This is a genomic window from Vibrio sp. NH-UV-68, from assembly GCF_042940635.1.
GTDB lineage: Bacteria > Pseudomonadota > Gammaproteobacteria > Enterobacterales > Vibrionaceae > Vibrio > Vibrio pacinii.
The window spans coordinates 3,110,203-3,129,847 of the sequence record NZ_CP134975.1 but is presented as its reverse complement, the minus strand read 5'-3'; the positions used below and the strand labels follow the sequence as shown (position 1 = coordinate 3,129,847).

Annotated in this window: 17 protein-coding genes and 1 rRNA gene; 14 read left to right on the top strand and 4 right to left on the bottom strand. The window is 47.0% G+C overall.

Annotated elements, in window-relative coordinates; translation table 11 throughout:
- The first annotated feature begins 6 nt into the window (after positions 1-6).
- The 8 genes from atpE (at position 7) to glmU (ending at position 7,207) form a co-directional block, all read left to right on the top strand.
- Positions 7-261: a F0F1 ATP synthase subunit C gene (atpE, locus tag ViNHUV68_RS14380; protein WP_002540812.1), complete on the top strand. Its 255-nt coding sequence runs from the start codon at positions 7-9 to the stop codon at positions 259-261.
- Positions 262-333: 72 nt separating this feature from the next.
- Positions 334-804 carry a F0F1 ATP synthase subunit B gene (gene atpF, locus ViNHUV68_RS14375; RefSeq protein WP_038175779.1) on the top strand — a complete coding sequence of 157 codons (471 nt, stop codon included), beginning with the start codon at positions 334-336 and terminating at the stop codon, positions 802-804.
- Between the two features lie 14 nt (positions 805-818).
- Entirely contained in the window at positions 819-1,352 is a 534-nt protein-coding gene (gene atpH / locus ViNHUV68_RS14370; protein WP_038175778.1) for a F0F1 ATP synthase subunit delta, read from the top strand.
- Between the two features lie 13 nt (positions 1,353-1,365).
- Entirely contained in the window at positions 1,366-2,907 is a 1,542-nt protein-coding gene (gene atpA, locus ViNHUV68_RS14365) for a F0F1 ATP synthase subunit alpha (protein WP_038175777.1), read from the top strand.
- Between the two features lie 43 nt (positions 2,908-2,950).
- Positions 2,951-3,817, top strand: a complete 867-nt coding sequence (atpG, locus tag ViNHUV68_RS14360) for a F0F1 ATP synthase subunit gamma (protein WP_038175775.1) — start codon at positions 2,951-2,953, stop codon at positions 3,815-3,817.
- A gap of 35 nt (positions 3,818-3,852) precedes the next feature.
- Positions 3,853-5,256 (top strand): F0F1 ATP synthase subunit beta, encoded by a 1,404-nt coding sequence (atpD, locus tag ViNHUV68_RS14355; protein ID WP_038175774.1) that lies wholly within the window; start codon positions 3,853-3,855, stop codon positions 5,254-5,256.
- Between the two features lie 18 nt (positions 5,257-5,274).
- Complete coding sequence (locus ViNHUV68_RS14350) at positions 5,275-5,697, top strand: F0F1 ATP synthase subunit epsilon (protein ID WP_038175773.1); 423 nt, start codon at positions 5,275-5,277, stop codon at positions 5,695-5,697.
- A gap of 148 nt (positions 5,698-5,845) precedes the next feature.
- On the top strand, positions 5,846-7,207 hold the full coding sequence (gene glmU / locus ViNHUV68_RS14345; RefSeq protein WP_038175772.1) for a bifunctional UDP-N-acetylglucosamine diphosphorylase/glucosamine-1-phosphate N-acetyltransferase GlmU: 1,362 nt from the start codon (positions 5,846-5,848) through the stop codon (positions 7,205-7,207).
- A 59-nt stretch (positions 7,208-7,266) separates the two neighbouring features.
- Here the strand turns inward: glmU and ViNHUV68_RS14340 are convergent, their stop codons facing one another.
- Entirely contained in the window at positions 7,267-8,007 is a 741-nt protein-coding gene (locus ViNHUV68_RS14340) for an ABC transporter permease subunit (protein WP_391088694.1), read from the bottom strand.
- A 90-nt stretch (positions 8,008-8,097) separates the two neighbouring features.
- Between ViNHUV68_RS14340 and ViNHUV68_RS14335 the strand changes: the two genes are divergently transcribed.
- Entirely contained in the window at positions 8,098-8,874 is a 777-nt protein-coding gene (locus tag ViNHUV68_RS14335) for a transporter substrate-binding domain-containing protein (protein ID WP_038175769.1), read from the top strand.
- Positions 8,875-8,928: 54 nt separating this feature from the next.
- Here ViNHUV68_RS14335 and punC read toward each other — a convergent pair whose 3' ends face one another.
- A complete protein-coding gene (punC, locus tag ViNHUV68_RS14330; protein ID WP_391088692.1) occupies positions 8,929-10,128 on the bottom strand; it encodes a purine nucleoside transporter PunC in 1,200 nt (399 codons plus the stop codon).
- Positions 10,129-10,279: 151 nt separating this feature from the next.
- Between punC and punR the strand changes: the two genes are divergently transcribed.
- A complete protein-coding gene (gene punR / locus ViNHUV68_RS14325) occupies positions 10,280-11,185 on the top strand; it encodes a DNA-binding transcriptional activator PunR (RefSeq protein ID WP_038175765.1) in 906 nt (301 codons plus the stop codon).
- A 48-nt stretch (positions 11,186-11,233) separates the two neighbouring features.
- On the opposite strand, the gene fadA is transcribed toward punR, so the two are convergent.
- Both fadA and fadB read right to left on the bottom strand, forming a co-directional pair.
- Complete coding sequence (gene fadA / locus ViNHUV68_RS14320) at positions 11,234-12,406, bottom strand: acetyl-CoA C-acyltransferase FadA (RefSeq protein ID WP_391088690.1); 1,173 nt, start codon at positions 12,404-12,406, stop codon at positions 11,234-11,236.
- Between the two features lie 14 nt (positions 12,407-12,420).
- Positions 12,421-14,592 (bottom strand): fatty acid oxidation complex subunit alpha FadB, encoded by a 2,172-nt coding sequence (gene fadB, locus ViNHUV68_RS14315; protein ID WP_391088688.1) that lies wholly within the window; start codon positions 14,590-14,592, stop codon positions 12,421-12,423.
- A 265-nt stretch (positions 14,593-14,857) separates the two neighbouring features.
- On the opposite strand from fadB, the gene ViNHUV68_RS14310 reads away from it, so the two are divergent.
- The 4 genes from ViNHUV68_RS14310 to ViNHUV68_RS14295 all read left to right on the top strand — a co-directional run bounded on the left by ViNHUV68_RS14310 (position 14,858) and on the right by ViNHUV68_RS14295 (position 19,607).
- Positions 14,858-15,481 carry a YigZ family protein gene (locus tag ViNHUV68_RS14310; RefSeq protein WP_038175871.1) on the top strand — a complete coding sequence of 208 codons (624 nt, stop codon included), beginning with the start codon at positions 14,858-14,860 and terminating at the stop codon, positions 15,479-15,481.
- Between the two features lie 45 nt (positions 15,482-15,526).
- Complete coding sequence (locus ViNHUV68_RS14305) at positions 15,527-16,984, top strand: TrkH family potassium uptake protein (RefSeq protein WP_038175762.1); 1,458 nt, start codon at positions 15,527-15,529, stop codon at positions 16,982-16,984.
- A gap of 16 nt (positions 16,985-17,000) precedes the next feature.
- Positions 17,001-17,528: a menaquinone-dependent protoporphyrinogen IX dehydrogenase gene (hemG, locus tag ViNHUV68_RS14300; RefSeq protein WP_391088686.1), complete on the top strand. Its 528-nt coding sequence runs from the start codon at positions 17,001-17,003 to the stop codon at positions 17,526-17,528.
- 526 nt (positions 17,529-18,054) lie between these two features.
- Positions 18,055-19,607 (top strand): 16S ribosomal RNA (locus tag ViNHUV68_RS14295).
- Positions 19,608-19,645 lie beyond the last annotated feature (38 nt).

Genomic DNA, 19,645 nt, shown 5'->3' with positions numbered 1-19,645 from the left:
ATAGTAATGGAAACTTTACTGAGCTTTTCTGCAATCGCCGTAGGTATTATCGTCGGTCTTGCTTCTCTTGGTACAGCGATTGGTTTCGCACTTCTTGGTGGTAAATTCCTTGAAGGTGCTGCTCGTCAACCAGAAATGGCTCCTATGCTACAAGTTAAGATGTTCATCATCGCGGGTCTACTTGATGCGGTTCCAATGATCGGTATCGTTATCGCACTTCTATTCACTTTCGCGAACCCGTTCGTTGGTCAACTAGGTTAATCACTTTTAACTGTGGGCAAACTTCGGTTTGTCGTTGATTAACACTTAGTCCGAATAGAAGGGGTAGCTGTTGTGAATATGAACGCAACTCTGCTAGGTCAAGCATTCTCGTTTGCACTGTTTGTGTGGTTCTGCATGAAATATGTATGGCCGCCATTGATGCAAGCAATTGAAGAACGTCAGAAGAAAATTGCTGACGGTCTACAAGCAGCAGAACGTGCTGCAAAAGACTTGAACCTGGCACAAGCCAACGCTTCTGACCAGTTGAAAGAAGCGAAGCGCACAGCAACTGAGATCATCGAGCAAGCAAATAAGCGTAAAGGTCAAATTTTAGACGAAGCCCGTGAGGAAGCTCAAATTGAGCGTAAAAAAATCCTTACTCAAGCTGAAGCTGAACTTGAAGCTGAACGCAACCGCGCGCGCGATGAGCTGCGCAAACAAGTTGCAACTCTGGCTGTAGCTGGTGCTGAGAAAATCCTTGAGCGTTCAATCGATAAAGATGCGCAAAAAGATATTCTTGACAACATTACTGCAAAACTTTAAGTCTGGGGGCGCATATGTCTGATTTGACTACTATCGCACGCCCCTATGCTAAAGCAGCCTTCGACTTTGCCGTAGACAAAGGCCAACTTGACCAATGGGGTCAAATGTTGTCTTTTGCTGCACAAGTCGCAAACAACGCACAGATTAAAGAGCTTCTAACGAGCTCACTATCTGCTGATAAATTAGCAGAAATATTTGTGACAGTTTGTGGTGAACAAGTTGATGCGCATGGTCAAAACCTGTTGAAGGTAATGGCTGAGAATGGTCGTCTAACGGCCCTTCCTGATGTAAGCGAACAGTTCTACGCTCTTAAACAAGAGCATGAGAAAGAGATCGATGTTGATGTCATTTCAGCAAGCGAACTTTCTGACGAACAGTTAGCGAATATCAGTAGCAAACTTGAGCAGCGTCTTGAACGTAAAGTGAAGCTGAATTGCAGCGTAGATGAGACCCTACTTGGTGGGGTTATAATTCGAGCCGGAGACGTAGTCATCGATAACTCAGCGCGTGGTCGTTTGAACCGCCTGAGCGATGTATTGCAGTCTTAATGGGGATTGGAGCATGCAACTTAATTCCACGGAAATTAGCGATCTAATCAAACAACGCATCGAGTCATTCGAAGTTGTTAGTGAAGCTCGCAACGAAGGTACTATCATCTCGGTAAGTGATGGTATCATCCGCATCCACGGCCTAGCGGACGTGATGCAAGGTGAAATGATTGAATTACCGAATGGCCGTTATGCACTAGCACTTAACCTTGAGCGTGACTCGGTTGGTGCGGTTGTAATGGGCCCATATGCTGACCTTAAGGAAGGCATGAAAGTTACAGGTACTGGTCGTATTCTTGAAGTACCAGTTGGTCCTGAAATGCTTGGTCGTGTGGTTAACACGCTGGGTGAGCCTATTGATGGTAAAGGTCCAATCGAAGCGAAACAGTCTTCGCCTGTAGAAATGATCGCACCAGGTGTAATCGACCGTAAATCGGTAGATCAGCCTGTGCAAACTGGTTACAAATCTGTTGACTCAATGATCCCTATCGGTCGTGGTCAGCGTGAGCTTGTAATCGGTGACCGTCAGACTGGTAAAACAGCGATGGCGATCGATGCGATCATCAACCAGAAAAACTCTGGTATTTACTCAATCTACGTAGCAATCGGTCAGAAAGCATCGACTATTGCCAACGTAGTTCGCAAACTGGAAGAGCACGGCGCGTTAGCAAACACTATCGTTGTTGTTGCATCAGCTTCTGAATCTGCAGCGCTACAATATCTAGCGCCATACGCAGGTTGTGCGATGGGTGAATACTTCCGCGATCGCGGTGAAGACGCACTGATTGTTTATGATGATCTATCTAAGCAAGCTGTTGCTTACCGTCAGATCTCTCTACTACTAAAACGTCCACCTGGCCGTGAAGCGTTCCCTGGGGATGTCTTCTACCTCCACTCTCGCCTACTAGAGCGTGCTGCTCGTGTAAGTGAAGTGTACGTAGAGCGTTTCACTAACGGTGAAGTGAAAGGTAAGACCGGTTCTTTAACTGCTCTTCCTATCATCGAAACTCAAGCTGGTGACGTTTCAGCATTCGTACCGACTAACGTAATCTCGATTACCGATGGTCAGATCTTCCTACAAACTGAGCTATTCAACGCCGGTGTACGCCCAGCGGTTGACCCAGGTATCTCAGTATCTCGTGTAGGTGGTTCAGCGCAAACGAAAATCATCAAGAAGCTATCTGGCGGTATCCGTACAGCACTAGCTCAGTACCGTGAACTTGCGGCTTTCGCCCAGTTCTCGTCTGACCTTGATGAAGCGACAAAGAAACAGCTAGACCATGGTCAAAAAGTAACAGAGCTAATGAAGCAGAAGCAGTACGCTCCTATGTCTGTCTTTGATCAAGCCCTAGTTATCTTTGCGGCAGAGCGCGGTTATTTGGCAGATGTGCAACTTAACAAACTGCTAGATTTCGAAGCGGCTCTACTATCGTATGCTCGCGGTCAATACGCTGAATTTGCAGCTGAGATCGACAAGACGGGTGCTTACAATGATGAAGTTGAAGCGCAGCTTAAGAAGCTGACGGACGACTTCATAGCAACCCAAACTTGGTAATAGGTCGGTGGCAGTCTCTGCCACCAACTAATGGAGAGTAACGATGGCCGGCGCAAAAGAGATACGTAATAAAATCGGTAGTGTTAAAAGCACGCAGAAAATTACGAAAGCGATGGAAATGGTAGCGGCTTCAAAAATGCGTCGTTCTCAAGACGCCATGGAGTCCTCTCGTCCATACGCTGAAACAATGCGTAAAGTGATCGGTCACGTAGCTAACGCGAATCTAGAGTACCGTCATTCGTACCTAGAAGAGCGTGAAGCGAAGCGAGTTGGTTACATCATCGTTTCTACAGACCGTGGCTTGTGTGGCGGCTTGAACATTAACGTGTTCAAAAAAGCGATTACAGACATGCAGGCTTGGAAACAGAAGGGTGCTGAAGTTGAATTGGCCGTTATCGGTTCAAAAGCAACAGGCTTCTTCAATAACAGTGGCGCGAAAGTCGCTGCTCAGGTTTCTGGTCTGGGTGATAACCCAAGCCTTGAAGACCTAATCGGTTCTGTAAGCGTAATGCTGAAGAAATACGATGAAGGTGAATTGGACCGTCTGTATGTAGTGTTCAACAAATTTGTGAACACCATGGTTCAACAACCAACGATCGATCAATTGCTACCTTTGCCTAAATCAGATAGCGAAGAGATGCAGCGTGAGCATTCATGGGACTACATCTATGAGCCTGAACCAAAACCTCTACTCGATACACTGTTAGTGCGTTATGTAGAGTCTCAGGTTTACCAAGGTGTAGTCGAGAACCTTGCTTGTGAGCAAGCGGCTCGAATGATTGCGATGAAAGCTGCAACAGACAACGCAAGTAACCTGATTGAAGACTTAGAACTTGTGTATAACAAAGCCCGTCAGGCGGCGATTACACAAGAACTGTCAGAAATCGTTTCAGGTGCTGCAGCGGTTTAAGCTTAGGTAAAACGAAATAGTTTAGAGGATTAACGATGGCTACAGGTAAGATCGTACAGATCATTGGTGCGGTAGTCGACGTAGAGTTCCCACAGAGCGAAGTACCTAGTGTATATGACGCTCTAAACGTTACGGACTCAAAAGAGCGTCTCGTTCTTGAAGTTCAACAACAGCTAGGCGGTGGCGTAGTTCGTTGTATCGTAATGGGTAGCTCAGATGGTTTACGTCGTGGAGTTGAAGTTGTTAACACTGGCGCTCCAATTTCGGTACCAGTAGGTACTAAGACCCTTGGTCGTATCATGAACGTACTTGGTGATGCGATTGATGAGTGTGGTGAGATCGGTGCGGAAGAGACTTACTCTATCCACCGTGAAGCACCAAGCTACGAGGAGCAATCAAGTGAGATCGCTCTTCTAGAGACTGGCGTTAAAGTAATCGACCTAGTTTGTCCATTCTCTAAGGGTGGTAAAATCGGTCTATTCGGTGGTGCAGGTGTAGGTAAGACCGTTAACATGATGGAACTTATCAACAACATCGCACTACAGCACTCTGGTCTTTCTGTATTTGCAGGTGTAGGTGAGCGTACTCGTGAGGGTAACGACTTCTACTTTGAGATGCAGGAAGCAGGCGTTGTAAACGTTGAGAAGCCAGAAGAGTCTAAAGTAGCGATGGTTTACGGCCAGATGAACGAGCCACCAGGCAACCGTCTACGTGTTGCACTGACTGGTCTAACAATGGCAGAGCGTTTCCGTGACGAAGGTCGTGACGTTCTACTATTTATCGATAACATCTACCGTTACACACTAGCAGGTACTGAGGTATCAGCACTGCTTGGTCGTATGCCTTCTGCGGTAGGTTACCAGCCTACACTAGCAGAAGAGATGGGTGTTCTTCAGGAGCGTATCACGTCAACCAAATCTGGCTCTATCACGTCTGTACAGGCGGTATATGTACCAGCGGATGACTTGACTGACCCATCTCCAGCAACGACGTTCGCGCACTTAGATGCAACGGTTGTACTTAACCGTAACATCGCAGCGATGGGTCTATACCCAGCGATTGACCCACTAGATTCAACATCTCGTATGCTTGATCCTCTAGTTGTTGGTCAAGAGCACTACGACATTGCTCGTGGCGTTCAGCAAACGCTTCAGCGTTATAAAGAGCTGAAAGATATCATTGCGATTCTAGGTATGGACGAGCTGTCTGAAGGCGATAAGCAAATCGTATCTCGTGCACGTAAGATTGAGCGTTTCCTAACTCAGCCTTATCACGTAGCGGAAGTATTTACTGGCGACCCAGGTGTTTACGTATCTCTAAAAGAGACTCTACGTGGCTTCAAAGGTCTACTAGCTGGTGATTACGACGATATTCCAGAGCAAGCGTTTATGTACTGCGGTTCTATCGACGATGCTCTTGAGAATGCGAAGAAGCTATAAGGCTAACTAGGAGGCGATATGGCAGCAATAACCTTTCACCTAGACGTTGTCAGTGCTGAGAAGAAGATCTTTTCTGGCTTAGTTGAGACGTTTCAGGTGACCGGTAGCGAAGGTGAGCTTGGTATTTTCCATGGTCACACACCGCTGCTGACCGCTATCAAGCCTGGTATGGTGCGTATTGTGAAACAGCACGGCCACGAAGAAATCATTTATGTTTCTGGTGGCATGGTGGAAATTCAGCCGAGTACAGCAACTGTACTGGCTGATACCGCTATCCGTGGTGAAGAGCTTGACGCAGCTAAGGCAGAAGAAGCGAAACGTCGCGCTGAGGAGAAAATCCAAAATCAGCACGGCGATATGGACTTCGCTCAAGCGGCCAGTGAACTGGCTAAAGCCATTGCTCAGCTACGAGTTATCGAGCTGACAAAACGACGTCGTTAATTAATAGCGTTGTTTACAAGTGTCAAAGGCGGTCGAAAGACCGCCTTTTTGCTTATTTTTTAATGAAAATTTATCCCGATCAATTAACTAATCTCAGATTAGTGTCTAGAATACCCCTCAATAAAAAACAACGTCTGATAGGTTATTTATGAAATTTAGCGCGGTGATTCTCGCAGCGGGTAAGGGCACTCGCATGTACTCGAATAAACCCAAAGTACTGCATACCCTTGCGGGTCGTCCTATGGTTAAGCATGTGATTGATACCTGTAGTGGGTTAGGCGCGCAAAATATTCATTTAGTTTACGGCCATGGTGGCGATCAGATGCAAGCAGAGCTTGCGAGTGAGTCTGTGAATTGGGTACTGCAAGCCGAGCAACTCGGTACTGGCCATGCGGTTGATCAAGCCTCAGCAGAGTTTGAAGACGATGAAAAAATCTTAGTTCTGTACGGTGATGTGCCGCTGATCTCTGAGGAGACGATTGAGAGCCTGCTTGATGCTCAGCCTAATGGGGGAATTGCCCTGCTGACTGTGGTACTGGATAACCCAATGGGTTATGGCCGTATTGTGCGTAAGAATGGCCCTGTCGTCGCGATCGTTGAACAAAAAGATGCCACCGATGAGCAGAAGTTAATCAAAGAGATCAACACGGGTGTGATGGTTGCTACGGGCGGTGATCTTAAGCGTTGGTTATCAGGCTTGAATAACCAGAATGCGCAAGGGGAATTCTACCTGACAGATGTTATCGCTGCGGCTCATGACGAAGGTCGGGCGGTTGAAGCGGTGCACCCAGTTAATCCTATTGAAGTGGAAGGGGTTAATGATCGCGCTCAGTTGGCTCGTCTCGAACGCGCTTTCCAGTCTATTCAAGCGAAAAAACTCCTCGAACAAGGGGTTATGCTGCGTGATCCAGCCCGTTTTGATTTGCGCGGTGAGCTACAGTGCGGTATGGATTGTGAAATCGACGCTAATGTCATTATCGAAGGTCACGTGACCATTGGTGATAACGTGGTGATTGGTACTGGCTGTGTGCTGAAAGATTGTGAGATTGATGATAACACTATCGTGCGTCCATACAGTGTCATTGAAGGCGCCACGGTTGGTGAGGATTGTACGGTTGGTCCATTCACTCGTCTGCGTCCTGGTGCTGAAATGCGTAACGACTCTCACGTGGGGAACTTTGTTGAAGTGAAAAACGCCCGTATTGGTCAAGGCTCGAAAGCGAATCATCTTACCTATTTGGGCGATACTGAAATTGGTCAACGGACCAATATTGGTGCAGGCGTTATCACGTGTAATTACGATGGCGCGAACAAGTTTAAGACGATTATTGGTGATGATGTCTTTGTTGGTTCTGACAGTCAGCTGGTTGCGCCAGTGACAATTGCTGACGGTGCCACAATTGGTGCTGGCACCACATTAACTAAAGATGTGGCTCAAGGTGAGTTAGTCATCACACGTGCTAAAGAGCGCAAAATTACAGGTTGGCAGCGCCCGGTAAAGCAAAAGTAATCTCGCCCGCCAAGAAATGAAAAGCCGCTCATTCCGAGCGGCTTTGTTGTTTTGGTCGATTAATGACTCGGAATGGCAATGCGTGCTTCTAACCAGCGCACCGCTTGAGATACGACCAAAATCAACACTAAATACTCAAAAACAAGAAAAGTATAAATCTCTAGGGGTAAGTACTCATTAACCACGAGTTCATTGGCGCGACGAGTTAAGTCGCTCAGCCCGATGACACTGACTAGTGAACTCATTTTCAAAATATAGACAAATTGGTTCCCCAGTGGTGGCAGGATTTGTCGGAATGCTTGCGGCATGATCACCAAACGCATTTTTTGCCAATAGTTAAGCCCTAAAGACTCTGCCGCTTCATGCTGACCGCGAGTGATCGCTTGGATTCCACCGCGAAACACCTCGGCCATAAAGGCACTCTCGGCGATAGTTAATGCGATCACACCGGCCCAGAAATGATTTAATGACAGATCGAATAACGTCGGCATTCCATAGTAAACCCACAATAACAGTACTAATACTGGCACTGAGCGTATCGACTCGACATACAGGCGATTAATGAAACGCACTCCGGCGTGCTTAGAGAGTGCGGGCAAAGCCACCAGCAGCCCTAACAGCATGGCAAACAGCATACTAAGCAGGGAAACCTGGATCGTATCGTTAAAGCCTGCGAGCAAAAACAGCAAGTTAGTTTGACCTTGCTCGGTGCTAGGGTCGAGGACATACCAACCCCATTGGTAATCTGTACAACCTGTTAATGATAAAATTGACACAAATAATAGATAACGAGACGTCACATTAAACCTTGTATTGACTAAAAAAAAATCTTTGTTGCTGCTATGTTATCAATGAAGTGGCATAAACATAACAACTTTAGGGAATATAAAATGTACAAGTTCATCTTAGCACTCGGATTGTGCTTGCTCTCCGTCGGTCAAGCCGTTGCTGAAACCAGTCGTTTACAAGACATTCTTGAAAGAGGTGTATTAAGAGTGGGGACCACGGGTGACTGGAACCCAATGACGATTAAAGATCCTGCAACCAATAGTTATCGTGGTTTTGATATTGATGTCACCACCGAATTAGCAAAAGATTTGGGCGTTGAAGTCGAGTACGTGGCGACGGACTGGAAAACGTTAGTCAACGGGATCACGGCGAATAAATATGACATTACTGGTAGTGCTTCGTTAAATATGTCGCGTGCCAAAGTCGCAGGTTACAGTCAGCCGTATTTCTACCTTGCTTTTGTTCCCGTAGTACAGAAAAAGGACTTAGCGAAGTATTCAGATTGGAGTGACTTTGATAAGGCGGATGTGAAGGTCGCTGCAACGCTTGGAACGGTACAAGAGAAAATGGTTAAAGCTTTCTTCCCGTCAGCGCAGCATGTTGTTATTGAAGCCCCAGCGCGTGATTTTCAAGAGCTATTAGCCAGACGTGCGGATGTATCTGTGACCTCTAACGTTGAGGCTGCAACGCTGGTGGAGAAGTTTAACCAACTGGCGATTGTACCAGTAAAAGCGCCACGCAAACCAACGCCGATCGCGATGTTACTACCACAAGATGACCAAGTATGGATTAACTACCTTAACCACTGGGTCGAGCTAAAGAAAACACAGGGCTTCTTCGATGAAACTGCGAAAAAGTGGGGGCTAAAAAGTTTGTAGTCACTTACTTACGCACTAAAAAAGAGCCGCATCACGCGGCTCGTTTTTTATCGGTTACTCTTCACTGACTACGCGAGCGTTATCAGGTTTGGTGAAGTGCTGGGACAGATGTTTGTTTGAGATAACATAGCCGATCCATAGACCTGCCATGCAGATCATAATCGTAATGCCTGTCACTAGTTGAGCTTGACTGGCCATGGCGGCAACTAAGGCACTAGCAAGGCTGCTGACTGATATCTGCAGGCTGTTTTGTAAGCCAGCGGCTGTTGCAGGACTTTGTTTGGCACTGGCTAAAGCTCGGTTAACCACGATTGGATACAATGCACCGTTAGCCACTGCAATCAAACAAAATGGTGCCAAGATCGGCCAGATAGAAGTTAACTGCCATTGAGATGCAATAAAGATAAGCAACGACGCGACACTAAACAGCGCAATCAATTGACGCAGCACCTTTTCATCGCCAAATTTTCTTACCGCGACTTTACCCAAGTAACCGCCAGCCATAAAGGCGATGGTTTGTGGAATAAAACTTAAGCCAATATCTTTCGCTTCATAGCCCAGTTGCGCCATGATTTCTGGCATGCCAGTTAAGTAAGCGAAAAAAGCCGCCGATGCGGTAGCAAACATCATTACGCTACCAAGGTACGCTTTTGAACCAATCAGCGCTTTAATATCAGCCTTCATACTGGTTGGTTTGTTCTCCGCTGGATCATTATTTTGGCCGATCGTTGCGGCGACAAGCAGGACGCCCATTAAGGTCAGTGCGATAAAAATGCTGTACCAACCAAAGCTGTCTGCCAGTATGACCCCTAGTTGAGGAGCCAAAGCGGGCGAAAGGGCAACTAGCGGCATAATGGTGGCAAAAATCTGTTGGCTTTGACCCGAATATCGCTTGATCACCATTGCTTGCCAGATTACCGCAGGTGCGCATACACCGATGGCTTGAATAAAGCGTAGAGTTAACAGTTGCCAAACTTGATCGGCAAATGCCAACCCAAACGAGGCGACGGTAAATAGAACTAAGCCCGCCGCGAGTGTGTTGCGGTGACCGAATTTGTCCGATGCCACACCCCACATCAACTGACCAAGCGCCATGCCAACCAAAAAGATGGTTAACGACAGCGCGATCTGTTCAGGTCCGGTGGCAAAGTCGAGTTCCATCGCTTTGAATGCAGGTAAGTACATATCGGTGGCAATAAAGCCAAGCATGGACAGAGCCGCGAGATAAATGAGTTGTAGTTTCGATATTTTCATATTCAATCAATCAAATTATTTAATTACTTTCTAGTTGATATTAGTTGGCGCCAACCCTGATTTATTTACCTCGCTATTCTATTTTTAGATTTTAAGAAAATAAAACGATAAAATTGTTTGTCATCAATCAAATTTTTTGAAGGGTTAAGGTATGTATTCCAAATCATCGTTGGAAATGTTGGATACGGTTGCACGCCTTGGTAGCTTTACCGCGGCCGCTCAAGTACTGCACAAAGTTCCCTCAGCGATTAGCTACGGTGTGCGACAAGTTGAAAAAGAATTGGATGTGGTGCTGTTTCATCGCCTTCCGCGTAAGGTGAAATTGACCGCCGCAGGCGAACTGTTTATTACTGAAGCGCGCATGCTGCTCAGGCAAATGGAAGAGATTAAAGCGCAAACACGGCGCGCGGCACACGGTTGGCAATCAACACTGAAACTGACGCTAGATAATGTAGTGAAACTCGACAAACTTAAGCCTTTGGTTGAAGACTTTTACCGAGAGTTTGAGTTTGCTGAGCTACAGATCAATATGGAAGTATTTAATGGCTCTTGGGAAGCGATAGCCCAAGAGCGGGCTGATATTGTTATTGGGGCAACATCGGCGGTGCCAGTTGGAGGTGATTTCGAAGTCCGTGATATGGGGGCGTTAGATTGGGCATTTGTCATGTCGCCAAGCCATCCTTGCGTTAAGCAGCAAAACTTGAACCAAGCTTTTGTTAGTCAGTTTCCAGCGATCTGTCTCGATGATACCTCAAGTGTATTACCCAAGAGGCATACAGGCCATTACCCGCAGCAGCGTCGACTACTGTTACCTAACTGGTACAGTGCAATTGAGTGTTTAAAGAATGGTATTGGTGTTGGGTATATGCCTCGTCATATTGCGATGCCACTGATTAACGATGGGGTGTTGGTAGAAAAAACCTTGCCAGATGAAAAACCGCTCAGCCAGTGTTGTTTGGTATGGCGTAAAGACGATAATCACCGTTTGATTGAGTGGATGGTAAATTACCTGGGCAGCAGCCAGCAGCTTCATCAAGATTGGCTTCAAGCGTACTAAAGAAAAAACGCCAGCAAAAAGCTGGCGTTGATGTTCAGAGGGTTGATGTTAAGGACGTTCAAATACCGTGGCGATACCTTGGCCTAAACCAATACACATGGTTGCTAAGCCGTATTTGGCATTCTTAGCTTCCATGAGGTTAATCAATGTGGTTGAGATACGTGAACCTGAACAACCGAGAGGGTGGCCGAGTGCGATAGCGCCGCCGTTAAGGTTGACCTTCTCGTCCATGACATCCAATAGACCGAGGTCCTTGGCACATGGTAGTGATTGAGCGGCGAACGCTTCGTTAAGCTCAACCACATCCATATCTTCAATTGATAGGCCTGCACGTTTCAGTGCTTTTTGCGTAGCAGGAACAGGTCCGTAGCCCATGATCGAAGGATCGCAGCCAGCAATAGCCATACCTTTGACTCGTGCACGAATCTTCAGACCAAGCTCGTTGGCTTTATCTTCGCTCATGATCAACATCGCTGATGCGCCATCAGATAACGCTGATGAAGTGCCCGCTGTCACGGTACCATTGGCTGGATCAAACACAGGGCGAAGTTGAGATAAGCCTTCTACTGTGGTTTCTGGACGAATGACTTCATCATGATCGAGCATAAATAACGTTCCGTCAGCGGCATGACCTTCCGTGGGTAGAATTTCGTTTTTAAAGCGACCTTCTACCGTAGCGGCTTGTGCACGTGCGTGAGAGCGCGCAGCAAACTGATCTTGTTGCTCGCGGCTAATGCCGTGCATTTTACCAAGCATTTCTGCCGTGAGTCCCATCATGCCAGCCGCTTTGGCGACGTTTTTTGACATACCAGGGTGGAAGTCTACCCCATGGCTCATGGGCACATGACCCATGTGCTCTACGCCCCCAATCAGGCAGATTTCTGCATCACCAGTCATTATCGCTCGGGTACCGTCGTGCAGTGCTTGCATCGAAGAACCACACAATCGATTGACCGTGACCGCACCAATCTCAATCGGTAGTCCCGCCAATAGCGCTGCGTTACGCGCAACGTTAAAGCCTTGCTCTAGTGTTTGTTGAACACAGCCCCAATAAATGTCTTCAATTTCACTTGGATTAACCTCAGGGTTACGCGCCAAGATACCTTTCATAAGGTGCGCAGAGAGATCTTCAGCACGAGTATGACGGAAGGCACCACCTTTAGAGCGACCCATTGGGGTACGTAGACAATCTACAATGACAACATTTCTTGTAATAGACATTTGCGAATCTCTCCTTAGATTGAACCTTGCTGTTGAGTGCCGTAGAAGGTGTCACCTTTAGCTGCCATATCAATCAGTAATTGAGGGGCTTGATACATAGCACCTAACGATTGGTATTTTTTGGTCATGTCGACAAACTCTGCAATACCAATGCTATCTAGGTAACGGAATACACCGCCGCGGAATGGAGGGAAGCCCAAGCCGTAAACTAGCGCCATGTCGGCTTCTTGTGGCGAGGCAATGATCTTCTCTTGCAGACACAGCACCACTTCATTGATCATAGGCACCATCATGCGTTCAATAATCGTCTGTTCGTCAAACGCTTGAGCGGCCTGGCACACTTCTGCTAATAGCGGGAGGATGTCATCACTGAAGGTTTTCTTCGGTTTGCCACGTTTATCAACGCTGTAGGTATAAAATCCGCAGCCGTTTTTCTGGCCATATTTATTGGCTGAAAATAGAGCGTCAATAGTGTCGCGGCCATCTTTGCCCATGCGCTCAGGGAAACCCTGTGCCATCACTTCTTGAGCATGATGAGCGGTGTCAATTCCGACTACATCGAGTAAATACGCAGGGCCCATTGGCCAACCAAACTTACGCTCCATCACTTTATCAATTTGAGTGAAGTCTGCGCCGTCACGTAACAACTGGCTAAAGCCGCCAAAGTATGGGAAAAGCACGCGGTTAACGAAAAATCCTGGACAGTCATTGACGACGATAGGTGATTTACCCATCTTCGCAGCGTACGCAACCACACGGTTGATGGTTTCATCTGATGTGTGCTCACCACGGATAATTTCGACCAATGGCATTCGATGTACCGGGTTGAAGAAGTGCATACCACAGAAGTTCTCTGGGCGTTTCATCGACTTGGCCAACAAGTTAATTGGAATGGTCGATGTATTTGAGGTGATCACAGTATCATCACCCACATATTGCTCTACTTCACTGAGAACCGCGGCTTTCACTTTCGGATTTTCCACCACCGCTTCTACGATTACATCAGAGTTTTCGATGCCTGCATAATGCAAACTAGGAGTAATGGAGGCAAGAATACCAGCCATTTTAAAGCCATCAATACGACCGCGTGACAGGCGCTTATTGAGCAATTTCGACGCTTCTGTCATGCCTAGGTCTAGTGACGCTTGAGCAATGTCTTTCATCAACACTGGTACGCCCTTAAGCGCCGATTGATAAGCAATACCGCCACCCATAATACCAGCCCCAAGAACCGCTGCACGTTGAGTCTCTTTGTTGGCGGCTTTGGCGGCGTTTTTAGCAATACCTTTAATGTATTGGTCATTAAGGAATAGTCCCACCAACGCCTGAGCTTCTTGTGACTTCGCCAGTTTGATGAAGTTGCTGCGTTCGATGTCGAGTGCTTCATCACGAGCGTAGCGAGCACCTTGTTCAATAGTCACAACGGCTGTCATCGGTGCAGGGTAGTGAGGCCCCGCTTTTTGCGCGACTAAACCTTTTGCCATCGTAAAGCTCATCATTGATTCGAGCTTACTTAGCGAAAGTGCTGAGGTTTTTTGCTTGCGACGTGCTTTCCAGTCAAGCTTTTCATTGATTGCTTGTTCAAGAGTGGCTAGTGCTGATTGATGCAATGTCTCTGCATCGACAATGGCATCAAGCAGACCAAGTTTCAGCGCCTCGTCAGCTCGACAAGCTTTACCTTGAGTGATGATTTCCATTGCGCTGTCAGCCCCAAGCACGCGCGGTAAGCGAGCACAGCCACCAAATCCAGGCATAATGCCGAGCTTGGTTTCTGGTAGACCAATGCTGGTGGTTTTGTCACCGATACGCATGTCGGTAGCGAGTACACACTCACATCCGCCGCCTAAGGTATGTCCTTTAAGTACGGAGATGGTCGGTACTGGTAAATCTTCGAGTTTGTTAAAGATGCTGTTGGCAAAACGTAGCCATTGATCGAGCTCTTGTTCTGGTTTCGCAAACAGGCTTAGAAACTCAGTAATGTCAGCGCCAACGATAAACGTGTTTTTATCTGACGTTAGCATTAGCCCTTTTAGCGAGCTGTGCGCTTTGAGTGCATCAAGCGCTTTATCCAATGACTCAAGAGTCGCGAGATCAAGTTTGTTAACAGAAGCGGGAGCGCAAAAGCTAAGTTCTGCGATTCCGTGTTGTAATTCCTTTACCTGTAGGGTTTCGGCTTGGTAAATCATTGTCTATCTCCATGACATACAATCTTGGATTGTGTGTATAACATCTTGGCTCAACATCAAGGTGAAGAGGCATGAGACACTATAAAGGAAAGTGGTTATATTTATATTCTGGTTAGACCAGTGGTTTTAGTTTGGACTTGCCGTTAGTTAAATTCAATACATTTTTTAAACAAGTGTTTAACATTGTGCGCTTGGGCAGATCTTAGGCGACGTTCAAATCGCACTCATGCTACACTGCCTTAATCAATCGAAATCTATCAAGACCATGAATGACCAGCCTTACTTAATACCCGCCCAAGCAACTCAATTTGAAGAAGAAATAAAGAAAAGTGTCTTTATTACTTATTTAGCGCACACGCCTAGTGTGGCCGCGGCGAAGGCGTTTGTTCATCAAGTTAAAGCACGTCATTCTGATGCTCGACATAATTGCTGGGGGTTTGTTGCTGGCCGACCTGAAGACTCCATGCGTTGGGGATTTAGTGATGATGGTGAACCCTCGGGAACGGCAGGTAAGCCGATACTGGCCCAACTAGCAGGCAGTGGCGTTGGAGAGATTAGCGCAGTGGTAACCCGTTACTCGGGGGGGATAAAGCTTGGAACTGGTGGATTAGTCAAAGCGTATGGCGGTGGCGTACAACAAGCCCTTAAGTCGCTTCAAACTATTGAGAAAAAAATAACCACAAAGTTACGACTAGAGTTAGACTATGGTTTTGTGCCAATCGTACAGTCTTTACTGCCTCAATTTTCTGCTCATGAGGTTGGAGCCGATTACACCGAATTGGTCACAATGGTGGTAGAGATCGAATTGCGCCAAGTCAGTGATTTTACCCAGACCATAGTCAACAAAAGCGGTGCCAAGGTAATAGTTACCACATTGGATAAATCATAAGATAACTAGGAAGTCGGAAGCCACGCTTCACAAATAAGTCTATTCATGCAATTTCGATCAATTATTCGCATCGTCGGGCTCTTACTCGCCCTTTTTAGTGTCTCTATGCTCGCGCCTGCGTTGGTGGCGTTGATCTATCGAGACGGCGCTGGTGTGCCTTTCGTGACCACTTTCTTTGTCTTGCTGTTTTGTGGCACGGTTTGTTGGTTCCCTAATCGTCATCATAAGCATGAATTAAAAGCACGTGATGGCTTTCTGATCGTGGTTCTGTTCTGGACGGTTATCGGTAGCGCGGGCTCATTGCCATTCTTGATTGCAGATAATCCGAATGTGTCGGTGACCGATGCGTTTTTCGAATCATTTTCTGCTTTGACGACCACTGGGGCGACGGTGATTGTTGGCCTAGATGATTTGCCCAAAGCGATTTTGTTTTATCGACAGTTTTTACAGTGGTTTGGCGGTATGGGGATCATCGTCTTAGCCGTTGCGATACTGCCAGTACTCGGTATCGGTGGAATGCAGCTTTATCGGGCGGAAATTCCTGGTCCAGTTAAAGATTCGAAAATGACGCCACGAATTGCCGAAACCGCTAAAGCGCTATGGTATATCTATCTTAGCTTGACGATTGCATGTGCAGTCGCCTTTTGGCTAGCAGGTATGACACCGTTTGATGCTATAGGCCATAGCTTTTCTACCATTGCGATTGGGGGGTTCTCAACCCATGATGCCAGTATGGGATACTTTGACAGTTACGCGATTAATCTGATCACAGTTGTGTTTCTGCTTATCTCTGCGTGTAACTACTCACTTCACTTTGCCGCATTTGCATCGGGTGGGGTTCATCCTAAATATTATTGGAAAGACCCGGAGTTTCGTGCCTTCTTCTTTATTCAGGGCTTACTGTTTGTAGTCTGCCTGTTAATTCTGCTTAATCACAACTCCTACGATTCGTTTTATGATGCGTTTGATCAAGCATTGTTCCAAACGGTGTCAATCTCTACCACGGCAGGTTTTACAACTACGGGGTTTTCCGAGTGGCCGCTATTTTTACCTGTGCTGCTACTGTTCTCTTCTTTTATTGGCGGATGCGCCGGGTCTACGGGCGGCGGCATGAAGGTTATCCGTATTTTGCTTCTTACCTTACAAGGGGTGCGTGAGCTGAAACGTTTAGTCCATCCACGCGCCGTCTATACCATCAAGGTAGGTGGCAGCGCTCTTTCACAACGAGTAGTAGACGCGGTGTGGGGATTTTTCTCAGCCTATGCGTTAGTGTTTGTGGTTTGTATGCTTGGTTTAATCGCCACAGGTATGGATGAGCTGAGCGCGTTTTCTGCTGTGGCGGCAACGTTAAATAATTTGGGGCCGGGACTTGGCGAAGTGGCATTGCATTTTGGTGATGTGAACGATAAGGCCAAATGGGTATTGATTATTTCTATGTTGTTTGGCCGATTAGAAATCTTCACACTACTGATACTACTCACGCCGACGTTTTGGCGCAGCTAATAACTAAGGAGATAATGTGGCAAAAGCTCTGTTCCTTTATTCGACCCGAGAAGGTCAAACGAAAAAGATTTTCCAACACATTAGTGAGCAGATGAAAGAGTTCGACTGCGAGATGATTGACCTGCACTCAGTAGAGAGTGTTGACTTCAGTCAGTATCAACGTGTTTTGATTGGTGCGTCGATTCGTTATGGTCATCTTAATAAAAAGCTTTATCAATTTATTGAACGTAACTTGTCTCAGTTACAAACAGCCAAATCAGCATTCTTTTGTGTCAACCTGACCGCTCGCAAAGAAGATCAAGCGAAAGATACGCCAGAAGGCAGTGCTTATATTAAAACGTTTTTGAGTAAGTCACCTTGGCAGCCCGAGTTGATAGGTGTCTTTGCTGGGGCACTTTATTACCCGCGTTATAATTGGTTTGATAAAACCATGATTAAATTCATCATGAGTATGACGGGTGGCGAAACAGATACTAGTAAAGAAGTTGAGTATACTAACTGGGAAAAAGTAACTCTATTTGCCGATAAATTTCAAAATCTATAGAGAAAGGCTAGATTTATAGGCCTTTTAGAGTAAATTTTAATCGAACAATAAAAAAGTTTAAAAAAACGCAAAAAAGGGGTTGCCAACAGAACTGCGATCTCTATAATGCCCCCTCGCTGACACGGGAACGCTTCGAAAGAATCGAGTTACCGGTTAGCAGGTCATCTAGCCAAGTGGAAACGCTTGAAAAAGTTTGAAAATAGTGATTGACACTAAACTTTAACTCGCTAAAATGGCCGTCCGTTTCGAGCAAGGCTCAAACGACCGCTCTTTAACAATTTAAACCTATCAATCTGTGTGGGCACTCGTTGATGATAATCCAATAGGTTATTGCTTAGGCAATGACAGTTTCTTCGGAAACACATTGGGTTCAATGAACTGAGTGACCAATACGAATAGCTACGTGTAGTTATTTGGCACAGTCAATTCATTATCATTCTGTTGGAATGATAATAGCTTTAAAATTACCGTTTACTTTCGAGTAAGCGCAGTTTTGAAGTCAGTATTCATTGAGCCGAAAAAACTTAAATTGAAGAGTTTGATCATGGCTCAGATTGAACGCTGGCGGCAGGCCTAACACATGCAAGTCGAGCGGAAACGACAACATTGACCCTTCGGGTGATTTGTTGGGCGTCGAGCGGCGGACGGGTGAGTAATGCCTGGGAAATTGCCCTGATGTGGGGGATAACCATTGGAAACGATGGCTAATACCGCATGATGCCTACGGGCCAAAGAGGGGGACCTTCGGGCCTCTCGCGTCAGGATATGCCCAGGTGGGATTAGCTAGTTGGTGAGGTAATGGCTCACCAAGGCGACGATCCCTAGCTGGTCTGAGAGGATGATCAGCCACACTGGAACTGAGACACGGTCCAGACTCCTACGGGAGGCAGCAGTGGGGAATATTGCACAATGGGCGCAAGCCTGATGCAGCCATGCCGCGTGTATGAAGAAGGCCTTCGGGTTGTAAAGTACTTTCAGTCGTGAGGAAGGGGGTATCGTTAATAGCGGTATTCTTTGACGTTAGCGACAGAAGAAGCACCGGCTAACTCCGTGCCAGCAGCCGCGGTAATACGGAGGGTGCGAGCGTTAATCGGAATTACTGGGCGTAAAGCGCATGCAGGTGGTTCGTTAAGTCAGATGTGAAAGCCCGGGGCTCAACCTCGGAATAGCATTTGAAACTGGCGGACTAGAGTACTGTAGAGGGGGGTAGAATTTCAGGTGTAGCGGTGAAATGCGTAGAGATCTGAAGGAATACCAGTGGCGAAGGCGGCCCCCTGGACAGATACTGACACTCAGATGCGAAAGCGTGGGGAGCAAACAGGATTAGATACCCTGGTAGTCCACGCCGTAAACGATGTCTACTTGGAGGTTGTGGCCTTGAGCCGTGGCTTTCGGAGCTAACGCGTTAAGTAGACCGCCTGGGGAGTACGGTCGCAAGATTAAAACTCAAATGAATTGACGGGGGCCCGCACAAGCGGTGGAGCATGTGGTTTAATTCGATGCAACGCGAAGAACCTTACCTACTCTTGACATCTACAGAAGCCAGCGGAGACGCAGGTGTGCCTTCGGGAACTGTAAGACAGGTGCTGCATGGCTGTCGTCAGCTCGTGTTGTGAAATGTTGGGTTAAGTCCCGCAACGAGCGCAACCCTTATCCTTGTTTGCCAGCGAGTAATGTCGGGAACTCCAGGGAGACTGCCGGTGATAAACCGGAGGAAGGTGGGGACGACGTCAAGTCATCATGGCCCTTACGAGTAGGGCTACACACGTGCTACAATGGCGCATACAGAGGGCGGCGAGACAGCGATGTTAAGCGAATCCCAAAAAGTGCGTCGTAGTCCGGATTGGAGTCTGCAACTCGACTCCATGAAGTCGGAATCGCTAGTAATCGTGGATCAGAATGCCACGGTGAATACGTTCCCGGGCCTTGTACACACCGCCCGTCACACCATGGGAGTGGGCTGCAAAAGAAGTAGGTAGTTTAACCTTCGGGAGAACGCTTACCACTTTGTGGTTCATGACTGGGGTGAAGTCGTAACAAGGTAGCCCTAGGGGAACCTGGGGCTGGATCACCTCCTTATACGATGATTACTCACGATGAGTGTCCACACAGATTGA

Bases quoted from the DNA above. Each gene is read 5' to 3' on its own strand.
- ViNHUV68_RS14310 (WP_038175871.1), top strand. From the start codon at position 14,858: ATGAATGACCAGCCTTACTTAATACCCGCCCAAGCAACTCAATTTGAA.
- ViNHUV68_RS14305 (WP_038175762.1), top strand. From the start codon at position 15,527: ATGCAATTTCGATCAATTATTCGCATCGTCGGGCTCTTACTCGCCCTT.
- ViNHUV68_RS14335 (WP_038175769.1), top strand. From the start codon at position 8,098: ATGTACAAGTTCATCTTAGCACTCGGATTGTGCTTGCTCTCCGTCGGT.
- atpE (WP_002540812.1), top strand. From the start codon at position 7: ATGGAAACTTTACTGAGCTTTTCTGCAATCGCCGTAGGTATTATCGTC.
- atpD (WP_038175774.1), top strand. From the start codon at position 3,853: ATGGCTACAGGTAAGATCGTACAGATCATTGGTGCGGTAGTCGACGTA.
- atpA (WP_038175777.1), top strand. From the start codon at position 1,366: ATGCAACTTAATTCCACGGAAATTAGCGATCTAATCAAACAACGCATC.
- glmU (WP_038175772.1), top strand. From the start codon at position 5,846: ATGAAATTTAGCGCGGTGATTCTCGCAGCGGGTAAGGGCACTCGCATG.
- atpG (WP_038175775.1), top strand. From the start codon at position 2,951: ATGGCCGGCGCAAAAGAGATACGTAATAAAATCGGTAGTGTTAAAAGC.
- punC (WP_391088692.1), bottom strand. From the start codon at position 10,128: ATGAAAATATCGAAACTACAACTCATTTATCTCGCGGCTCTGTCCATG.
- fadB (WP_391088688.1), bottom strand. From the start codon at position 14,592: ATGATTTACCAAGCCGAAACCCTACAGGTAAAGGAATTACAACACGGA.
- fadA (WP_391088690.1), bottom strand. From the start codon at position 12,406: ATGTCTATTACAAGAAATGTTGTCATTGTAGATTGTCTACGTACCCCA.
- punR (WP_038175765.1), top strand. From the start codon at position 10,280: ATGTATTCCAAATCATCGTTGGAAATGTTGGATACGGTTGCACGCCTT.
- atpH (WP_038175778.1), top strand. From the start codon at position 819: ATGTCTGATTTGACTACTATCGCACGCCCCTATGCTAAAGCAGCCTTC.
- ViNHUV68_RS14350 (WP_038175773.1), top strand. From the start codon at position 5,275: ATGGCAGCAATAACCTTTCACCTAGACGTTGTCAGTGCTGAGAAGAAG.